This is a genomic window from Streptomyces sp. NPDC054794, assembly GCF_053611585.1.
In genome coordinates, this window is sequence record NZ_JBSHAQ010000007.1 from 180,139 (window position 1) to 196,629 (window position 16,491).

At 72.7% G+C, this 16,491-nt stretch carries 16 protein-coding genes and 1 pseudogene; 7 read left to right on the forward strand and 10 right to left on the reverse strand.

Going from position 1 to position 16,491, the window contains the following annotated elements:
- The first annotated feature begins 21 nt into the window (after positions 1 to 21).
- The gene (locus tag ACWGKT_RS09810; RefSeq protein ID WP_453273162.1) at positions 22 to 1,053 is read left to right on the forward strand and encodes a maleylpyruvate isomerase family mycothiol-dependent enzyme; all 1,032 of its coding nucleotides are present in this window, start codon (positions 22 to 24) and stop codon (positions 1,051 to 1,053) included.
- 1 nt (position 1,054) lies between these two features.
- Here the strand turns inward: ACWGKT_RS09810 and thpD are convergent, their stop codons facing one another.
- From thpD to ectA, 4 genes are read right to left on the reverse strand one after another with little or no spacing between them, the layout of a single operon-like run.
- Positions 1,055 to 1,939 (reverse strand): ectoine hydroxylase, encoded by an 885-nt coding sequence (thpD, locus tag ACWGKT_RS09815; RefSeq protein WP_356143060.1) that lies wholly within the window; start codon positions 1,937 to 1,939, stop codon positions 1,055 to 1,057.
- A gap of 5 nt (positions 1,940 to 1,944) precedes the next feature.
- Entirely contained in the window at positions 1,945 to 2,349 is a 405-nt protein-coding gene (locus tag ACWGKT_RS09820) for an ectoine synthase (RefSeq protein WP_356143058.1), read from the reverse strand.
- 20 nt (positions 2,350 to 2,369) lie between these two features.
- Positions 2,370 to 3,641 (reverse strand): diaminobutyrate--2-oxoglutarate transaminase, encoded by a 1,272-nt coding sequence (gene ectB / locus ACWGKT_RS09825; protein WP_356143056.1) that lies wholly within the window; start codon positions 3,639 to 3,641, stop codon positions 2,370 to 2,372.
- Between the two features lie 13 nt (positions 3,642 to 3,654).
- Positions 3,655 to 4,173, reverse strand: coding sequence for a diaminobutyrate acetyltransferase (gene ectA / locus ACWGKT_RS09830; protein WP_235459293.1), 519 nt, complete (start codon positions 4,171 to 4,173; stop codon positions 3,655 to 3,657).
- A 574-nt stretch (positions 4,174 to 4,747) separates the two neighbouring features.
- On the opposite strand from ectA, the gene ACWGKT_RS09835 reads away from it, so the two are divergent.
- The 5 genes and pseudogenes from ACWGKT_RS09835 (at position 4,748) to ACWGKT_RS09855 (ending at position 9,301) form a co-directional block, all read left to right on the forward strand.
- Complete coding sequence (locus ACWGKT_RS09835) at positions 4,748 to 5,605, forward strand: ABC transporter substrate-binding protein (RefSeq protein ID WP_453273163.1); 858 nt, start codon at positions 4,748 to 4,750, stop codon at positions 5,603 to 5,605.
- A 4-nt stretch (positions 5,606 to 5,609) separates the two neighbouring features.
- On the forward strand, positions 5,610 to 6,443 hold the full coding sequence (locus ACWGKT_RS09840) for an amino acid ABC transporter permease (RefSeq protein ID WP_235459296.1): 834 nt from the start codon (positions 5,610 to 5,612) through the stop codon (positions 6,441 to 6,443).
- Positions 6,440 to 7,261 (forward strand): amino acid ABC transporter ATP-binding protein, encoded by an 822-nt coding sequence (locus ACWGKT_RS09845; RefSeq protein ID WP_453273164.1) that lies wholly within the window; start codon positions 6,440 to 6,442, stop codon positions 7,259 to 7,261. Before ACWGKT_RS09840 ends, ACWGKT_RS09845 begins: the two co-directional genes overlap by 4 nt.
- A 19-nt stretch (positions 7,262 to 7,280) precedes the next feature.
- Positions 7,281 to 8,372, forward strand: coding sequence for an amidohydrolase family protein (locus ACWGKT_RS09850; RefSeq protein ID WP_453273165.1), 1,092 nt, complete (start codon positions 7,281 to 7,283; stop codon positions 8,370 to 8,372).
- Positions 8,373 to 8,387: 15 nt separating this feature from the next.
- Positions 8,388 to 9,301, forward strand: a pseudogene (locus ACWGKT_RS09855) (SCO1860 family LAETG-anchored protein).
- A 36-nt stretch (positions 9,302 to 9,337) separates the two neighbouring features.
- On the opposite strand, the gene cobC reads toward ACWGKT_RS09855, so the two are convergent.
- Genes cobC through cobM form a run of 6 tightly spaced genes read right to left on the reverse strand, consistent with a single transcriptional unit; the run spans position 9,338 to position 15,655 of the window.
- Positions 9,338 to 10,402 (reverse strand): Rv2231c family pyridoxal phosphate-dependent protein CobC, encoded by a 1,065-nt coding sequence (cobC, locus tag ACWGKT_RS09860; RefSeq protein WP_453273166.1) that lies wholly within the window; start codon positions 10,400 to 10,402, stop codon positions 9,338 to 9,340.
- Positions 10,392 to 11,321: a sirohydrochlorin chelatase gene (locus tag ACWGKT_RS09865; protein ID WP_356143046.1), complete on the reverse strand. Its 930-nt coding sequence runs from the start codon at positions 11,319 to 11,321 to the stop codon at positions 10,392 to 10,394. Before ACWGKT_RS09865 ends, cobC begins: the two co-directional genes overlap by 11 nt.
- The gene (locus tag ACWGKT_RS09870; protein WP_453273167.1) at positions 11,318 to 11,902 is read right to left on the reverse strand and encodes a precorrin-8X methylmutase; all 585 of its coding nucleotides are present in this window, start codon (positions 11,900 to 11,902) and stop codon (positions 11,318 to 11,320) included. The genes ACWGKT_RS09865 and ACWGKT_RS09870 overlap by 4 nt, the downstream gene beginning before the upstream one ends.
- The gene (cobJ, locus tag ACWGKT_RS09875) at positions 11,899 to 13,602 is read right to left on the reverse strand and encodes a precorrin-3B C(17)-methyltransferase (protein ID WP_453273168.1); all 1,704 of its coding nucleotides are present in this window, start codon (positions 13,600 to 13,602) and stop codon (positions 11,899 to 11,901) included. Before cobJ ends, ACWGKT_RS09870 begins: the two co-directional genes overlap by 4 nt.
- Positions 13,599 to 14,840, reverse strand: coding sequence for a precorrin-6y C5,15-methyltransferase (decarboxylating) subunit CbiE (gene cbiE / locus ACWGKT_RS09880; protein WP_453273169.1), 1,242 nt, complete (start codon positions 14,838 to 14,840; stop codon positions 13,599 to 13,601). Before cbiE ends, cobJ begins: the two co-directional genes overlap by 4 nt.
- Complete coding sequence (gene cobM, locus ACWGKT_RS09885; protein WP_453273170.1) at positions 14,837 to 15,655, reverse strand: precorrin-4 C(11)-methyltransferase; 819 nt, start codon at positions 15,653 to 15,655, stop codon at positions 14,837 to 14,839. The genes cbiE and cobM overlap by 4 nt, the downstream gene beginning before the upstream one ends.
- A 95-nt stretch (positions 15,656 to 15,750) precedes the next feature.
- On the opposite strand from cobM, the gene ACWGKT_RS09890 reads away from it, so the two are divergent.
- Entirely contained in the window at positions 15,751 to 16,479 is a 729-nt protein-coding gene (locus ACWGKT_RS09890; RefSeq protein WP_453273171.1) for a ZIP family metal transporter, read from the forward strand.
- Positions 16,480 to 16,491: the final 12 nt, after the last annotated feature.

A 16,491-nucleotide genomic window follows, 5' to 3' on the forward strand; every position in this document is an offset into this window, starting at 1 on the left:
GGCTGGGGAAGGAGGCGCGCGGTGACCACCGATCACGACGGCGTACGCGAGCTGTTGGCGGCCTGGGCCTTCGACGCCCTGTCTCCGGCCGAGCGGGAGGCGGTCCCGCTCCATCTGGCCGAGTGCGCGAGCTGCGCGGCTCAGGCGCGGCGGCTGCGGGAGGCGGTACGGCTGCTGGACGGACCGGCATCACAAGGACCGGCGCTGGACGGCGGGGACGGGGACTTCGGCAGCAGGAACGTGCTGTCCGCCGCGCTCACCCGGCGCCCCGCCGCACCCCGGGTGGCCGCGCACGCCGCGCCCTACGCCGCCGCCGTCTCCGGTCTGACCGCCCTGCTGCCCGAGGCCGAGGGACGTTGGGGCACCCCGGTGGTCCACGACTGGGACGCGCACGCCACCGTCGCCCACCTCCTCGCCGCCGACGAGCACCTGGCCCTGCTGCTCGGCCTGGACGCGCGGGTGCCGCCGTCGCGCACCGAGAAACTGGGCTGGGTCCGGGCCTGGGAGCGGCGGACCGCCGACGTGATCGCCCACGAGCACGGCCGGACCCCCGAGGAGACCGTCGCCGCCTGGTCCGCGCAGGCGCGCGAACTGCTCGCGACGCCCGAGGCCCTCGACCGGGACCGTGACCCCGAACGCGCCGGCCGCGCGGTGACGCTGACCGGCGTCCGCCTGCCGGTCGCCGACCACTTCCTGGTCCGCGCCTTCGAGACCTGGATCCACACCGACGACCTCGGCCGCGCCCTGGGCCTGAACGTTCCGCCCCCGCCCGAGGAGCACCTTGGGCAGTTGGTCCGGTTGGCCGTCCGCATCCTCGGCACGGCCCTCGGACCCGGCGCGCCGCGGGTCCTCCTCACGGTGACCGGCGGCGACGCCTGGGTGCTGGGCTCCGAGTCCGAACCGGTACGGGCCGAACTCACCCTGGACCCGGTCGACTTCTGTCTTCTCGTCGGCGGACGCCAGGCACCCCGCGAGGTGCCGCGCCGGGAGACCGGCGACACGGGGGCGGTGAGCGCCGTACTTCAGCGCGCCGCGTCGCTGGCCTGGCTGTAGCTCACCGCACCGGCGTGAAGTCCCGCGCCCCGATGAACTCCGGCCGCCGTACCGGAGCCGCGAACGGCTCCACCGCGGCGTTCTCCACGCTGTTGAACACGATGAAGACGTTGCTGCGCGGGAACGGCGTGATGTTGTCGCCGGAGCCGTGCATGCAGTTGCAGTCGAACCAGGTCGCCGACCCGGCCCGGCCGGTGAACAGCCGGATGCCGTACTCGCCCGCCATGGCCGTCAGGGCCTCGTCGGAGGGCGTGCCCGCGTCCTGCATCTGCAGCGACTTCTTGTAGTTGTCCTGGGGCGTGGCTCCCGCGCACCCCAGGAACGTGCGGTGCGAGCCCGGCATGATCATGAGCCCGCCGTTGGTGTCGAGGTTCTCGGTCAGCGCGATCGAGACGGACACCGTCCGCATGGCCGGCAGACCGTCCTCGGCGTGCCAGGTCTCGAAGTCCGAGTGCCAGTAGAACCCACTGGCCCCGAAGCCCGGCTTGACGTTGATCCGGGACTGGTGGACGTACACGTCCGAGCCGAGGATCTGCCGGGCCCGCCCGACGACCCGCTCGTCGCGCACCAGCTTCGCGAACAGCTCGCTGATCCGGTGCACCTCGAAGACGGAGCGGATCTCCTTCGACTTCGGTTCGACGATGGAGCGTTCGTCGGCGCGGATCGCCGGGTCGTCGACGAGCCGCTCCAGCTCCCGCCGGTAGACGGCGACCTCGTCGTCGGTGATCAGCTGGTCGATGGCGAGGAAGCCGTCGCGCTCGTACGCCTGCAGATCGGTGGTCGCGATCGGGCCGGGGGCGTCGGGGGCGCCCCAGACGACCGGGTCCTGGCGCGGGACGGACACCTCGGCGGCGCCGCGGCTGGGATAGCGATCGGTGACGGTCATGGTCCTCACACCTCCTCGGGTTCGGTGAGAAGCGGGTAGACGCCGTTCTCGTCGTGGTCCTCCCGCCCGGTCACGGGCGGATTGAACACGCAGATGCAGCGGAAGTCCTCCTTGACGCGCAGTGTGTGCCGCTCGTGCCCGTCGAGGAGGTACATGGTCCCGGGAGTGATCGAGTAGGCCTTCCCGGTCTCGTGGTCGGTGAGCTCGGCCTCGCCCTCGACGCAGACGACGGCCTCGACGTGGTTGGCGTACCACATCGACGTCTGTGTCCCGGCGTACAGGACGGTCTCGTGGAGCGAGAAGCCGACCCGCTCCTTGGCGAGGACGATGCGCTTGCTCTCCCAGGTGCCGGACGCCGCCCTCACATGCCGGTCGGTGCCTTCGAGGTCCTTGAACGAACGGACGATCACGGTGGTGCACAGCCTCCTTGCTAGATGGTTTCGCGAACGGCGCGGGCGACGACGCTGAGTCCCTCGTCCAGTTCGTCGGGCGTCACGGTGAGGGCGGGCAGCAGCTTGACCACCTCGCTCTCCGGGCCGGACGTCTCGATGAGCAGCCCGAGCTCGAAGGCGCGCCGCGTGACCCGCTCGGCCCGGGACTTGTCGTGGAACTCCAGGCCCCACACGAGCCCCCGGCCCCGGTACTCCTTCACGTCGGCGAGGTTCTCCTCGGTGAGGGCGATCAGCGCCTGCTCGATCTGCTCGCCGCGGGCCCGGGTCTGCTTCTCCATGGCGGAGCCGTCGGTCCAGTACGTCTCCAGGGCCGCGGTGGCGGTGACGAACGCCGGGTTGTTGCCGCGGAAGGTGCCGTTGTGCTCGCCCGGCTCCCAGATGTCCAGCTCGGGCTTGAACAGGCACAGCGACATGGGCAGTCCGTAGCCGCTGATGGACTTCGACACGGTGACGATGTCGGGCACGATCCCGGCCTCCTCGAAGGAGAAGAAGGCCCCGGTGCGTCCGCATCCCATCTGGATGTCGTCGACGATCAGCAGCATGTCCTGCCGCTCGCACAGTTCGGCCAGGGCCCGCAGCCACTGCGGACGCGCGACGTTGATGCCGCCCTCGCCCTGCACGGTCTCCACGATCACTGCGGCCGGCTTGTTGAGCCCGGACCCCTGGTCCTCCAGGAGCCGCTCGAACCACAGGAAGTCGGGGACCTGGCCGTCGAAGTAGTTGTCGAACGGCATGGGCGTGCCGTGCACCAGCGGGATCCCGGCCCCGGCCCGCTTGAAGGCGTTGCCGGTCACGGCCAGTGAGCCGAGGGACATCCCGTGGAAGGCGTTGGTGAACGACACGATCGCCTCGCGCCCCTTCACCTTCCGCGCCAGCTTCAGCGCGGACTCCACGGCGTTGGTGCCGGTCGGCCCCGGGAACATGACCTTGTACGGCAGGTCGCGCGGCCGCAGCACCAGGTCCTGGAAGGTCTGCAGGAAGGACCGCTTGGCCGTGGTGGACATGTCGAGGCCGTGGGTGACCCCGTCGCGCATCAGGTAGTCGATCAACGCCCGTTTGAGCACGGGGTTGTTGTGCCCGTAGTTGAGTGAGCCGGCTCCGGCGAAGAAGTCGAGGTACCGGTGGCCGTCCTCGTCGTACATCAGGCTGCCCTGCGCACGGTCGAAGACGGTGGGCCAGCCGCGGCAGTAGCTGCGCACCTCGGACTCGAGGGTCTCGAAGACGCTGAGGTCGGGCTGGGTGATGGTCACGGTGAATCGCTCCTCAGTGCGACGGGTGGGGGGTCAACGGCCCGATCCGGTACAGGACTTCGGGCTCGTGTGGGCCGTCGGGGAACAGGCCCGCGTCGAACAGCACCTCGCGGGTGACGGAGGCGCCGTGCCGGGCGGCGTACGAGGTGAAGAGACGCTCGGAGGTGGTGTTGTCCGGGGTGATGGTCGTCTCGACGGAGGTGATGCCGCACTCGGCGCCGATCCGCGCCGTGAGCCCGTCGAGCAGCGCGGCGGCGATGCCGCGTCCCCGGTGCGCCGCGTCGACCGCGACCTGCCAGACGAGCAGGGTGTGCGGGCGGTCGGGGCGCACGTACCCGGTGACGAAGCCGATGGGCTCCCCGTCCGCCCCGCGCGCCACCGCCGAGGTGCCGGCGAAGTCGCGGCACCACAGCAGATAGCTGTACGAGGAGTTCAGGTCGAGGTTTCCGGAGTCCCTGGCAATACGCCAGAGCGCGGCCCCGTCCGTCACGTCCGGACGGTCGATGAGCAGGTCTGCTTGTGCGGCAGTCATGCGGATTGAATTTAGCGAGGCAAATTCAAAAATGCACGGACGGGGGTGCGGCCGCGCGAGCATCGGGAGGTGAAAAAGGGTGATTTGACCGGCGCAAAGATGGTCAAATCACCCCTCTGTGTGGAGTGCGTCACAGGTTTGAAACCTGGATGAAATTACCCCTGTTTAGCTCCGCAAAAAGCGGGCAGAAGAACTCGGGAAAGCTATCTTCGAAAAAACATCGCGGAATTTCCTTGAATTCAACCCCCGGCAACTCCGCCGACGCGCTCCCGCAGGACGCCCGCAGACGGCGGTCACCGGACGGCCTCCGCGGTCCGCCGAGCACGGGCGACATCCGTGGTCACACCGGCCTCGGTCAGTGCGGCGCCCAGGGCCGTCAGGCTCGCCACTCTCTTCGCTCACGGGGGTCGACGCAGATGAGCGTAACCGTCCGGGTTCATCCCCTCCCACCGGCGACTTCCCAGGCCGGACAGCTGCGAAGCCATGGGTTTGGTTTGAGACACTCAAACATCTCCTTATAATCAGAAGCCCCATAACCGGAACTCAAAGCTCCCCCCACAGAGAGGTCTCCCTCGTGAAAACGCTCCTCGGGCGCCGGGCCCGCGTCCTGGCCGCAACCACCGCGACGGCCGGGCTCGTGCTCGTGGCCGGCTGCTCGTCGAGCGACGGCGGCGGTGCCAAGAAGACGGCCGCCGGCGGCGTCGAGGTGGTCCAGGGCGGACAGCTCACCACCTGCACGCATCTGCCGTACCCGCCGTTCCAGTCGGAGATCGACGGCAAGGTGCAGGGCCTCGACGTGTCGCTCATCGACCTCGTCGCCAAGAACCTCAAGGTGAAGCAGACGATCGTCGACACGCCGTTCGAGAACTTCAAGACGGGCGCGTTCCTCAACTCCGGCCGGTGCGACCTGGCCGCCGCCGGCATGACGATCACCCCCGAGCGCAAGAAGAACGTCGACTTCTCCGACCCGTACTTCGACGCCACCCAGGCCGTCCTCGTCGACAAGAAGAGCGGCATCACCTCGCTCGCCGACGTCAAGGCCAAGGGCAAGAAGCTCGGCGCCCAGGCGCAGACCACCGGCGAGGACTACGCGAAGAGCAAGGGCTACGACCCGGTCTCCTTCGAGTCCTCCGACGCGGTCCTCAACGGCCTGCGCACCGGCCAGGTCCAGGCCGTCATCATCGACTACCCGGTGGTCCAGGGCTGGCTCAAGGACAAGGCCAACGCCGGCGCCTTCCAGGTGGTCGACAACCTCAACACCGGTGAGCAGTACGGCTTCACGGTGAAGAAGGGCAACACCAAGCTCCTCGCCGCCATCAACAAGGCGCTCGCGGACGCCAAGGCCGACGGCACGTACAAGAAGCTCTACGAGCAGTGGATCGGCCCGTACACTCCGTCCGCCGCCGCCACCGCCTCGCCGTCCGCCTCCTGACCCCATGGCCGACACCGACGTACGACTCCGGCCACGGAAAAAGGGACTGACCCGGAGTCAGAAGCGCCGTCTGTCCCGGGGCGTCCAGTACGCCGTCTTCGTCGCCGCCGTGATCGCCGTCGCGGTCACGGCGGACTGGGGACGGCTGCAGAACCAGTTCGCGCAGCCGGACATCGCGCGGCAGATGTTCCCCGACGTCCTCACGCTGGCGCTGAAGAACACCGTGCTGTACACGGTGTCCGGCTTCGTGCTCGGCGTGGCCCTCGGCCTGGTCGTCGCGCTGATGCGGCTGTCCTCCGTGGGCCCGTACCGCTGGGTCGCGAGCGTCTACATCGAGGTCTTCCGCGGCCTGCCCGCGCTGCTGATCTTCGTCTTCATCGCCGTGGCCGTGCCCCTGGCCTTCCCCGGCACGGAGATCCCCGGCGGCACCTACGGCAAGGCCGCCCTCGGGCTCGGTCTGATCGGCGCCGCCTACATGGCGGAGACCTTCCGCGCGGGCATCCAGGCGGTGCCCAAGGGGCAGATGGAAGCGGCCCGTTCGCTGGGCTTCTCGCCCGCCCGCGCGATGGTCTCCATCATCATCCCGCAGGCGTTCCGGATCATCCTCCCGCCGCTCACCAACGAGTTCATCATGCTCTTCAAGGACTCGTCCCTGGTGCTGCTGCTCGGGGTGACCCTGGAGGAGCGGGAACTGTCCAAGTTCGGCCGTGACCTGGCCAGTACGACCGCCAACTCCACGCCGATCCTGGTCGCCGGCCTGTGCTACCTGCTCGTCACGATCCCGCTCGGCTTCGTCGTGCGCCGCATGGAGGCCAAAGCCCAGGAGGCCGTCAAGTGAGCACCCCCGGGACCCCCGCCGCCACCGGCACCGCCGAGATCCAGGTCCGAGACCTGCACAAGTCCTTCGGTGACAACCAGGTGCTCAAGGGCATCGACCTGGAGATCCGCCAGGGCGAGGTCGTCTGCGTCATCGGCCCGTCCGGCTCCGGCAAGTCGACCCTGCTGCGCTGCGTCAACCTCCTGGAGGAACCCACCCGGGGCCAGGTCTTCGTCGGCGGCACCGAGGTGACCGACCCCGACGTCGACATCGACGCCGTACGCCGCCGTATCGGCATGGTGTTCCAGCAGTTCAACCTGTTCCCGCACCTGTCGGTGACCGAGAACCTCACCCTGCCGCAGCGCCGCGTGCTGCGCCGGGACAAGGCGACGGCCGCGCGGATCGCCGCCGAGAACCTGGCGCGGGTCGGCCTGTCCGAGAAGGCGGACGCCTACCCGTCCTCGCTCTCCGGCGGTCAGCAGCAGCGCGTCGCCATCGCCCGCTCGCTGGCCATGGGCCCCGAGGTGATGCTCTTCGACGAGCCGACCTCGGCGCTCGACCCCGAGCTGGTGGGCGACGTCCTCGCCGTCATGCGCATGCTCGCCGACGAGGGCATGACGATGATGGTCGTCACCCACGAGATGACCTTCGCCCGCGAGGTCGCCGACCGGGTCGTGTTCATGGACGGCGGAGTGATCGTCGAGGAGGGCGCCCCCGCCCGGGTGATCGGCGACCCGCAGCACGAGCGCACCCGGCACTTCCTCTCCCGCCTGCTCGACCCGGCGATGGCCGAGGTGGAGGAGGAGACCTCGGACCAGGTGGGCGGGACCGAGCGGTAGCTGTCCTAAGGTGCGGTACATGAGCGATCACGCGGTGCTGCACGTGAAGGGGCGGATCCTCGTCGGCCCGGACGAGGTCCGCGACGAGCTGTGGGTGGTCGGCGGGCGGGTCTCGTACGACCGTCCCGCCGGCGCCCAGGACATCCGGACCGTCGAGGGCTGGGCACTGCCCGGCCTGGTCGACGCCCACTGCCATGTGGGCCTCGGCCCGCACGGCCCGGTGGACTCGGACGTCGCCGAGAAGCAGGCGCTGACCGACCGCGAGGCGGGCACGCTGCTGATCCGGGACGCGGGCTCGCCCTCCGACACCCGGTGGGTCGACGACCGTGAGGACCTGCCGAAGATCATCCGGGCCGGGCGGCACATCGCCCGCACCCGCCGCTACATAAGGAACTTCGCCCACGAGATCGAGCCGGACGAGCTGGTCGCCTATGTCGCCCAGGAGGCCCGGCGCGGCGACGGCTGGGTGAAGCTGGTCGGCGACTGGATCGACCGCGACCTCGGCGACCTGTCCGCCTGCTGGCCCCGCGAGGCGGTGGAGGCGGCCATCGCCGAGGCGCACCGGCTCGGCGCCCGGGTCACCGCGCACTGCTTCGCCGAGAGTTCCCTGCGGGACCTGGTCGAGGCGGGCATCGACTGCATCGAGCACGCCACGGGCCTGACCGAGGACCTGATCCCGCTGTTCGCCGAGCGCGGCGTCGCGATCGTGCCGACCCTCGTCAACATCGCCACCTTCCCCTCCCTCGCCGCGGGCGGCGAGAGCAGGTACCCGCGCTGGTCGGCACACATGCGGCGACTGCACGAGCGGCGCTACGACACGGTGCGCGGCGCGTACGACGCGGGGATCCCGGTGTACGTCGGCACGGACGCCGGCGGCTCGCTGGCGCACGGGCTGGTCGCGGGCGAGGTCGCGGAACTGGTCACGGCGGGGATCCCGGCGGTCGAGGCGTTGTCGGCGACGAGCTGGGGGGCCCGCGCCTGGCTCGGCCGGCCGGGGCTGGAGGAGGGCGCGCCGGCGGACCTGGTGGTGTACGAGGCGGATCCGCGGGCGGACGTACGCGTGCTGGCGGCTCCGCGCCGGGTGGTGCTCAACGGGCTCGTCGTGCAGTAGGGCGCTCACGGGGGCGTGGCCGCACGCCGTCTCGCCACCGTCGCGACGGCCACGGTCCTCGCCGCCGGTCCCGCCGTGCTGGCCGGCGCGGGCTCCGCGCACGCGACCACCGACCACGGTCGTGCGAGCGCGGTCGTCCTGCGCACCGGGCTGGACGTGTCCCTGCTCAACAAGACCGTGCACGTCCCGCTCGCGGTCTCGCTCAACGAGGTCCAGGCACCGCGGAGCGCCGAGCGGACCGCGCTGAGCGCCCGCCTGGACGGTGTGGACGGCGGCAGGCCCTTCTCCGTCCTGGCCGCGGACGTCGCCTCGGCGAAGGCCACGGTGACCGCCGACCGCGCCGAGGGCTCCGTCCGCCTCGCCCACGCCAGGCTGCACGTCCCCGGTCTGCGCGTGCTGTCCCTGGTCGAGGTCGACACGGTCACCGCGAAGGCGACCTGCGCGGCCGGGAAGGCACCCGTCGCCACCTCGAACGTGCTCGGCTCGGTGACGGTGCTCGGCAAGCGCGTGACGCTGACCGCCGGCGGTCCTGCGGACGTCAAGGTGCCCGGGGTCGGCGAGGTCCGCCTCGACCTGTCGAAGCGCGAGACCACGACCCGCTCCGCGGCCGCCACCGCCCTCGAACTCAGAGTCTCCGTCAACCCTCCCCCGAGCTCTACGAGCAGGGGGGACCCCCAACTCAACGTGGCCGAGGTGGAGGGCACCCTGACCCTGGCCGAGGCCACCTGCGAAACCCCCACACACCAGCAAGAGCCGTGGTCCCGTCCACCACCCCCACCCCCGACGTAAAGCCCCAGGGCGCCCCGGCAGAGGCCGACCTGGCAGAAACGGGCGGCAAGCCGACGACCCCGTACTTGGCGGCCGGCGCACTGGGGTTCGTGGTGGTCGGGGGAGGAGCACTGGTACTGGCTCGGCGCCGCAGGGGGTGAGGCCGGGGCGGGGCCCCGGGGCGGTTGTCCTGCGCGTCAGTGAGGGCCAGGTACCGCCGAGGCCAGCGCGTGCAGGAAGTGGTTCGTTGTGGCGCGGTCGCGTACCGCCATCCGTATCCACTCCCCGTCCAGGCCCGGGAACGTGTCCCCGCGGCGTACGGCGAAGCCCAGGTCCCGCAGGCGGCGCCGTACCTCCGCCGCCCCAGGTACTCGTACCAGGACGAACGGCCCCTCCGCGGGGGACACCACCCGCACGCCCCGCTCCGCGAACGACGCGAGTCCCGTGACCAGATGGGCGCGGTCCGCCGCGATGCGGTGGGCCGCATGGGCCGCCTCCGCCAGGGCCCGCGGCGCCACACACGCCCGCGCCGCCGCGAGCGCCGGCGTGGACACCGGCCACAACGGCTGGGCCCGCTCCAGCTCCGCGACCGTCTCCGGCGCGGCCAGGACGTAGCCGATGCGCAGCCCGGCCAGCCCCCAGGTCTTCGTCAGGCTGCGCAGCACCACCACCCCCGGCACGTCCGTCCGCCCGGCCAGCGCCTCCCGCTCACCCGGCACCGCGTCCATGAACGCCTCGTCGACCACCAACGTCCGCCCGGGCCGCGCCAGTTGGGCGACAGCCCCGGCCGGATGCAGCACCGACGTGGGATTCGTGGGGTTGCCGATCACCACCAGGTCGGCGTCCTCGGGAACGGCCGCCGGATCCAGCCGGAACCCGTCCGCCTCCCGCAGCAGCACCCGGTCGACGGTGTGCCCCGCGTCCCGCAGCGCCGCCTCCGGCTCCGTGAACTGCGGATGCACCACGACCGGCCGGCGTACCTTCAGGGCGCGCGCCAGCAGCACGAACGCCTCGGCCGCCCCCGCCGTCAGCAGCACCCGCTCCACCGGAACCCCGTGCCGCGCCGCCACCGCCGCCCGCGCGTCCCGCCCGTCCGGGTAGGCCGCGAGACCGGTCAGCGACTTCGCGATGTGCTCCCGCAGCCACGCCGGGGGCGTGTCGGCCCGGACGTTGACGGCGAGGTCGACCAACGCCGACCCGTCGTCGCGCACTTCGGCGTCACCGTGGTGGCGCAGATCGTGCCCGGAGTCCTCAGTGGGCATGGGCGTGCCCGCCGTGGTGGTGATGCCCGTGCCCGTGGTGGTGCCCGTCGTCGTCCGGGTGGAAGTGCGGCTGCTGCGGCAGCCCCACCTTGTCCTCGAAGCCCGGCAGCGCGATGCGGTACACGCACGAGTCGCAGTTCATCCGCAGGTCGCCCTTGACGGCCTCCTCGTACCGCTCCATCACCAGGTCGAGCAGCTCGGGCTCCGGCCCGATCACGTCCGCCGAGCGCACCTCGATCTCCGGGTGCGCCTGAGCCCAGCCCTCGGTCTGCCGGCGCACCCGGTCCGGCAGGATGCCGGTGAACAGGAAGTACGGGAGCACGACGATCCGCCGCGCGCCGAGCCGCACGCACCGGTCGAGACCGCTCGGCACGTCCGGCGCCGCCAGTGACACGAACGCCGTCTCCACGCCCGCGTACCCGCGCCCCTCCCACAGCAGCCGGGCCGCCTTGTACACCTCGGCGTTGGCGTCCGGGTCCGTCGAGCCGCGCCCGACCAGCAGCACCGTCACATCGGCCCGGTCCTCGGGCGTACGGGCGGCCGAGCCCAGCGCCTCGTCCAGCCGCCGCTCCAGCACGTTCAGCAGTGCCGGGTGCGGGCCCAGCGGGCGCCCGTAGGTGTAGGAGATCCCGGGGTGCCGCTCCTTCTCCCGGGCCAGCGCCGCCGGGATGTCGCCCTTGGCGTGCCCGGCGGACACCAGCATCAGCGGTACGGCGGCGAAACGTCGTACTCCCCGCTCCACCAGCTCGGACACGGCATCGCCCAGCGGCGGCGGGGACAGCTCGATGAAGCCGCCCGCGACGGGCAGCTCGGGGTGGCGACGGCCCAGCTCCCGCACGAAGTCGCGGAACGCCTCGGCTCCGGCCTCGTCCCGGGTGCCGTGTCCGGCGATGAGCAGGGCGGGCGGCTGGGTGGTCACAGGTTCTCCTTCGAAACGGGGTGGTACAGCAGGGCGTTGAGCGCGGCGGCGGCGACCGCCGAACCGCCCTTCTCGGACACGTTGCTCACGGCGGGCAGCCCGCTCTGGCGCAACGCGGCCTTGGACTCGGCCGCGCCGACGAAGCCGACGGGCAGACCGATGACGAGCGCCGGGGAGGCGTCCAGCGTGAGCAGCTCCTCCAGTGCCGTCGGCGCACAGCCGATCACCCACAGGGCGCCGGGGCCGACCTGCTCGTAGGCGAGCCGGATCGCGTGGGCCGAACGGGTCAGCCCCGGACCCGACTCGGCATCCTTCAGCCGGCAGACCGTCTCCCGCCGGGTGATGCCGGCCGCGACCATCTCGACGTCGACGACCACCGGCGCCCCCGCGTGCAGCGCCGCGTGGGCCGTGGCCAGGTCGCCCTCGTCCATGACGAGGTCGCTCGCGTACTCCAGGTCGGCGGCGGAGTGGATGACCCGCTCCACCACCGCCCGGGTCAGCGGCGGGAAGTGCGAGGTGTCCAGGCGGGCGCGCAGCCGCCGGAAGGACTCCTGCTCGATCGGATGAACGACACGGTTCACTTGGCCTCCTCCTGGGAGCCTTCCTGCCAGCGGTAGCCGCGCGGGGTCACCATCCGCCCCGCGATGTCCCGGGTCGCCGTGTTGCCCACGGTCACGACCGTCATCATGTCGACGGTCGCCGGGTCCAGGGCGGCCAGGGTGCTCAGGCGGCTGGACTCGTCCGGCCGCGAGGCGTTGCGGACGACGCCGACGGGCGTCGTCGGCTCCCGGTGCTCCGCGAGGATCGCGAGGGCCTTGGGCAGCTGCCAGTCGCGGCCCCGGGAACGGGGGTTGTAGAAGGTGACCACGAGGTCCGCCTCGGCCGCCGCCCGCACCCGCCGCTCGATGACCTCCCACGGCGTGTGCAGGTCGGACAGGCTGATCGACACATGGTCGTGGCCCAGCGGCGCGCCCAGGATCGCCCCGGCCGCGAGCGCCGCGGTCACGCCCGGCACACCGATCACGTCGATGTCGTCGGACGCCTCGGCGAGCGCGGGGGAGGCCATCGCGTACACGCCCGCGTCCCCGCTCCCGATCAGCGCCACCGCGTGCCCCTGCCGGGCCTCGGCGACCGCGGTCCGCGCCCGCTCCTCCTCCGCGCCGAGCCCCGACTCCAGGATCCGGGTGCCGGGCCGCAGCAGGTCGCGGATCTGGTCGACGTACTGGTCGAGCCCGACGAGCACGGAGGCCCGGCGCAGCTCCGCCCGCGCGCGCGGGGTGAGCAGGTCCCGGGCGCCGGGTCCGAGCCCGACCACCGCGAGCCGGCCGCGCCCCGGCCGCCGTACGACGGCACAGGTCGCCATCGCCGGCTGCCCGTCGGCGCGCCGCGACTTGCGCTTGGGGACGACGAGTTCGCCGCCGCGCGCGAGCGCCGCGGCCTCCGCCACGGAGGGCGTGCCGACGGCGGCGAGCGGCGCGTCGGACGGGTTCGGCACCGCCACCTCGGCCAGTTCCCCGGCGGAGTACGTCACCAGGGGCACCCCGAGGCGTGCGGCGGCGTCGACGATGCCGGGCTCCGCGGCCTTGGCGTCGACGGTGGCGAGTTCGGCGACGGACCGCGCCGAGAGCCCGGCGTCCGCGAGCGCCGCCTCGACCAGCCCGAGCACCTCGTCGACGGGCGCCCCCTTGGACGCGCCGACGCCGACGACCAGCGACGGCGGCCGCAGCAGCACCTCGTGCTCGCCGGGCGCGACCGCGCGGTCCGTCAGACGGATGGTGTGCGTGCCGTGCGGCGCCGTCGGCAGCGCGGGCAGCGGCCAGGCCAACTCGGCCTCCAGGGCGACGGGTTCGCCGTCCAGCAGCGCCCTGGAGACCGACGCGACGGCTCCCTCGAAGGGGAGGCCGAGGGTGTCGAGGCCCGGCAGTCCGACCGAGTCGGTCGCGGTCGTCACCACGGGCTCGGCGCCGAGCAGTCCGCCCACCTCGCGGGCGAGTTCGTTGGCCCCGCCGCCGTGCCCGCCGACCAGCGACACGGCGAACCGGCCGCCCTCGTCGACGCAGACCACTCCCGGGTCGGTCGCCTTGTCGCCCAACAGCGGGGCGACGAGCCGCACCACGGCCCCCGTGGCCAGGAAGCACACCACCTGCTCGCACTCGGCGAACGCGGCCCGCACGGCCTCCCCGACGGGGCCCTCGTACACCCGCGTCCGGTCCGGCCAGGCGGCAGCCAGCCGGTCCCGCGCAGCCGCGCCCGCCGCCGTGGCGGAAATGAGGCCGATCACTGGGCAACTCCTTCACTACGCGCCGCAGGCCTGTCGCCCCACAGCAGGAACACGGGATTGGTGGCCGCGAGCCGGGTCACGTCCCCCGGCAGCGGCGCGAGCCGCGACGACTGCAACAGCACCCCGTCGCAGGAGAACCCGGCACCGGTCAGCGCCTCGCGCGCCGCCGGCACCCGGTCGAGCGCCGCCATCGCGACGACCACCGTCCGCCGGGCCCGGCGTGCGCACGCGGCCACGATGGCGGGCAGCTCGCGGCCCCCGCCGCCGATGAACACGGCGTCCGGGTCGTCGAGTCCGGCCAGCGCCTCCGGCGCCGCCCCGTGCACCGCGTGGACGTCCACACCGTGCGCGGCGGCGTTGGCGCGGATCCGCTCGACCCCGTCCGCGGCCCGCTCGACCGCCACGACGGCGGCACCGAGCCGCGCGCACTCGACCGCCACGGAACCGGAGCCCGCGCCGACGTCCCAGACCAGGTCGCCGAGCCGGGGCCCGAGCCGGGCCAGCGCCAGGGCCCGCACCTCGAACTTGGTGATCATCGAGTCGCGGTGGGCGAACGCGGACTCCTCCAGCGCCCATCGGCCGGGCCGCGCGGACACCCCGGCGACGGTCCGCACCGGGCCCAGTTCCCGCGCCTCGTCCAGGCACAGCACCACGCTCACGGCCGTACCCCAGTCGCGGGCCGCGGCCTCGGCGGGCGTGACCCGCTCCACGTGCTCGCACTCCGGATCGCCGAGCGCGCTCGCCACGACCAGCACCCGGCCCTCGGGGAGCGCGGCGCCCAGCTCGGCGGGGCCCGCCCCCGGCCCGGTCAGCACGGCGACCTTGGGATGCGCGCGGCAGGCGTTGACGGCCGTACGGAGGTCACGGCCGTGCGCGCTGACCACGACCGCGTCGTCCCAGGGCAGCCCGAGCCGCGCGAACGCCGTCGCGACGGACGAGACCCCGGGCCGCACGTCGAGTCGCTCCGCCCCGAAGCGCTCCGCCAGCGCCCGCACGATCCCGAAGAACCCCGGATCGCCCGAGGCAAGCACGACGACCCGGTCGCCCTTGTCGAGACGCCGCTCCACTGCGTCCAGCGCGGGCGCCAGCGGCCCGAGGACGATCCGCTCGGCCGCCTCGGGCGTCCGTACGGCGTCCAGATGCCGCCGCCCGCCCACGACCAGCGCGGCCCCGGCCAGGACGTCGCCGGGAACCGGCGCCCCCGTCCCCGTACCGACGACCGTGATCCCCGCCGTCATGTGCGCGCACCCCGCTCGCGCAGCGCCTTGCGGGCCTCGGGGTCGGCCTTGCGATGGCCGTGGAAGTGGCCCGGGTGGTACAGGTGCGAGCGGGTGCCGTGGGCGTCCAGGGCCGCGCCGACCAGGAAGAGGGTGTGCTTCCAGAGCTTGTGCTCCTTGACCGTCTCCTCCAGCGTGCCGATCGTGCACCGGACGACCAGCTCCTCCGGCCAGGTGGCCTGGTGGGCGACGATCACCGGGGTGCTGGTCGGGTAGCCGCCCTCCAGCAGCTCCCGGACCAGCTGGCCGCTGCGGGCGGCGGACAGGAAGATCGCCATGGTGGTGCCGTGGCGCGCGAACTCGCGCACCTCCTCGCCGGGCGGCATCGGGGTCTTGCCGCCGCCGAGCCGGGTGAGCACGACGGACTGCGCGACCTCGGGGATGGTCAGCTCCCGCTGGGCGAGCGCGGCGACGGCGGAGAACGAGGAGACGCCGGGCACGATCTCCGTCGCGATCCCGATCTCGGCGCACCGGTCGACCTGCTCCTGCGTGCCGCCCCACAGGGCCGGGTCGCCGGAGTGGATACGGGCGACCCGCAGCCCCTCGTCCTGGGCGCGCCGGTAGACGGCGACGACGTCCTCCAGGGACATGGTCGCCGAGTCGAGGATCTCCGCGCCCTCGCGCGCGTGCTGGAGGACCTCCGCCTGCACCAGGCTGGCCGCCCAGATCACCACGTCGGCCTCGGCGATGGCGCGCGCGGCACGGAACGTCAGCAGATCGGCGGCGCCGGGGCCGGCCCCGACGAAGGTCACCTTGCCGGTGGGGGCATCGGCCATGGGGAGGGGTCCTCTCGTACGAAATGTCATGGTGTGCGGGGGTGGCAACGCGGCCGGATGTGCGCGACGGGGGGTCGATCGGATAGCAAGGCCCTATGGCGGTCCTCGTCGCGCTCGGCGCGTTCCTGATGACGCTGGCCGGCGGCTGGACGGCACAGCGCGTGACCGACCGTCGCCACCTGGTCCTGGGCCTGGCCGGCGGCCTGATGCTCGGCGTGGTCGGCCTCGACCTGCTGCCGGAGGCGCTGCGCGCCGCCGGCCGGGAGATCTTCGGCGTACCCGCGGCCCTGCTGCTGTTCGTGGCCGGTTTCCTCCTGGCCCACCTGGTGGAACGCCTGCTGGCCGCCCGGCAGGCCGCGCACGGCGGCGAGGAGCACGGTCACCGGGCGCCCGAGGTGGGCCTGACGGCGGCGGCCGCGATGGTCGGCCACAGCGCCATGGACGGTGTGGCGATCGGCGCGGCCTTCCAGGTCGGCGGCGGCATGGGCACGGCGGTCGCGCTCGCCGTGATCGCCCACGACTTCGCGGACGGCTTCAACACGTTCACCATCACGAGCCTGTACGGCAACGCGCGCCGCAAGGCCGTCGCCATGCTGGTCGCCGACGCCTGCGCACCCGTGCTCGGCGCGCTGTCGACGGTCTTCTTCACCATCCCCGCGACGCTGCTCGGCGGCTATCTCGCCCTCTTCGGCGGCGCGCTCCTGTACCTCGCCGCCGCCGAGATCCTGCCGGAGGCCCATCACGAGCACCCCGCCCGCTCGACCCTGCTGTGCACGGTGGCGGGCGCCGCGTTCATCTGGCTGGTGGTGGGCCTGTCCGGCTGAGGACGGCACGGC

Coding starts and splice junctions, on each gene's coding strand:
- thpD (WP_356143060.1), bottom strand. CDS start 1,939: ATGACCGTCACCGATCGCTATCCCAGCCGCGGCGCCGCCGAGGTGTCC.
- ectA (WP_235459293.1), bottom strand. CDS start 4,173: ATGACTGCCGCACAAGCAGACCTGCTCATCGACCGTCCGGACGTGACG.
- ACWGKT_RS09840 (WP_235459296.1), top strand. CDS start 5,610: ATGGCCGACACCGACGTACGACTCCGGCCACGGAAAAAGGGACTGACC.
- ACWGKT_RS09850 (WP_453273165.1), top strand. CDS start 7,281: ATGAGCGATCACGCGGTGCTGCACGTGAAGGGGCGGATCCTCGTCGGC.
- cobC (WP_453273166.1), bottom strand. CDS start 10,402: ATGCCCACTGAGGACTCCGGGCACGATCTGCGCCACCACGGTGACGCC.
- cbiE (WP_453273169.1), bottom strand. CDS start 14,840: ATGACGGCGGGGATCACGGTCGTCGGTACGGGGACGGGGGCGCCGGTT.
- cobM (WP_453273170.1), bottom strand. CDS start 15,655: ATGGCCGATGCCCCCACCGGCAAGGTGACCTTCGTCGGGGCCGGCCCC.
- ACWGKT_RS09890 (WP_453273171.1), top strand. CDS start 15,751: ATGGCGGTCCTCGTCGCGCTCGGCGCGTTCCTGATGACGCTGGCCGGC.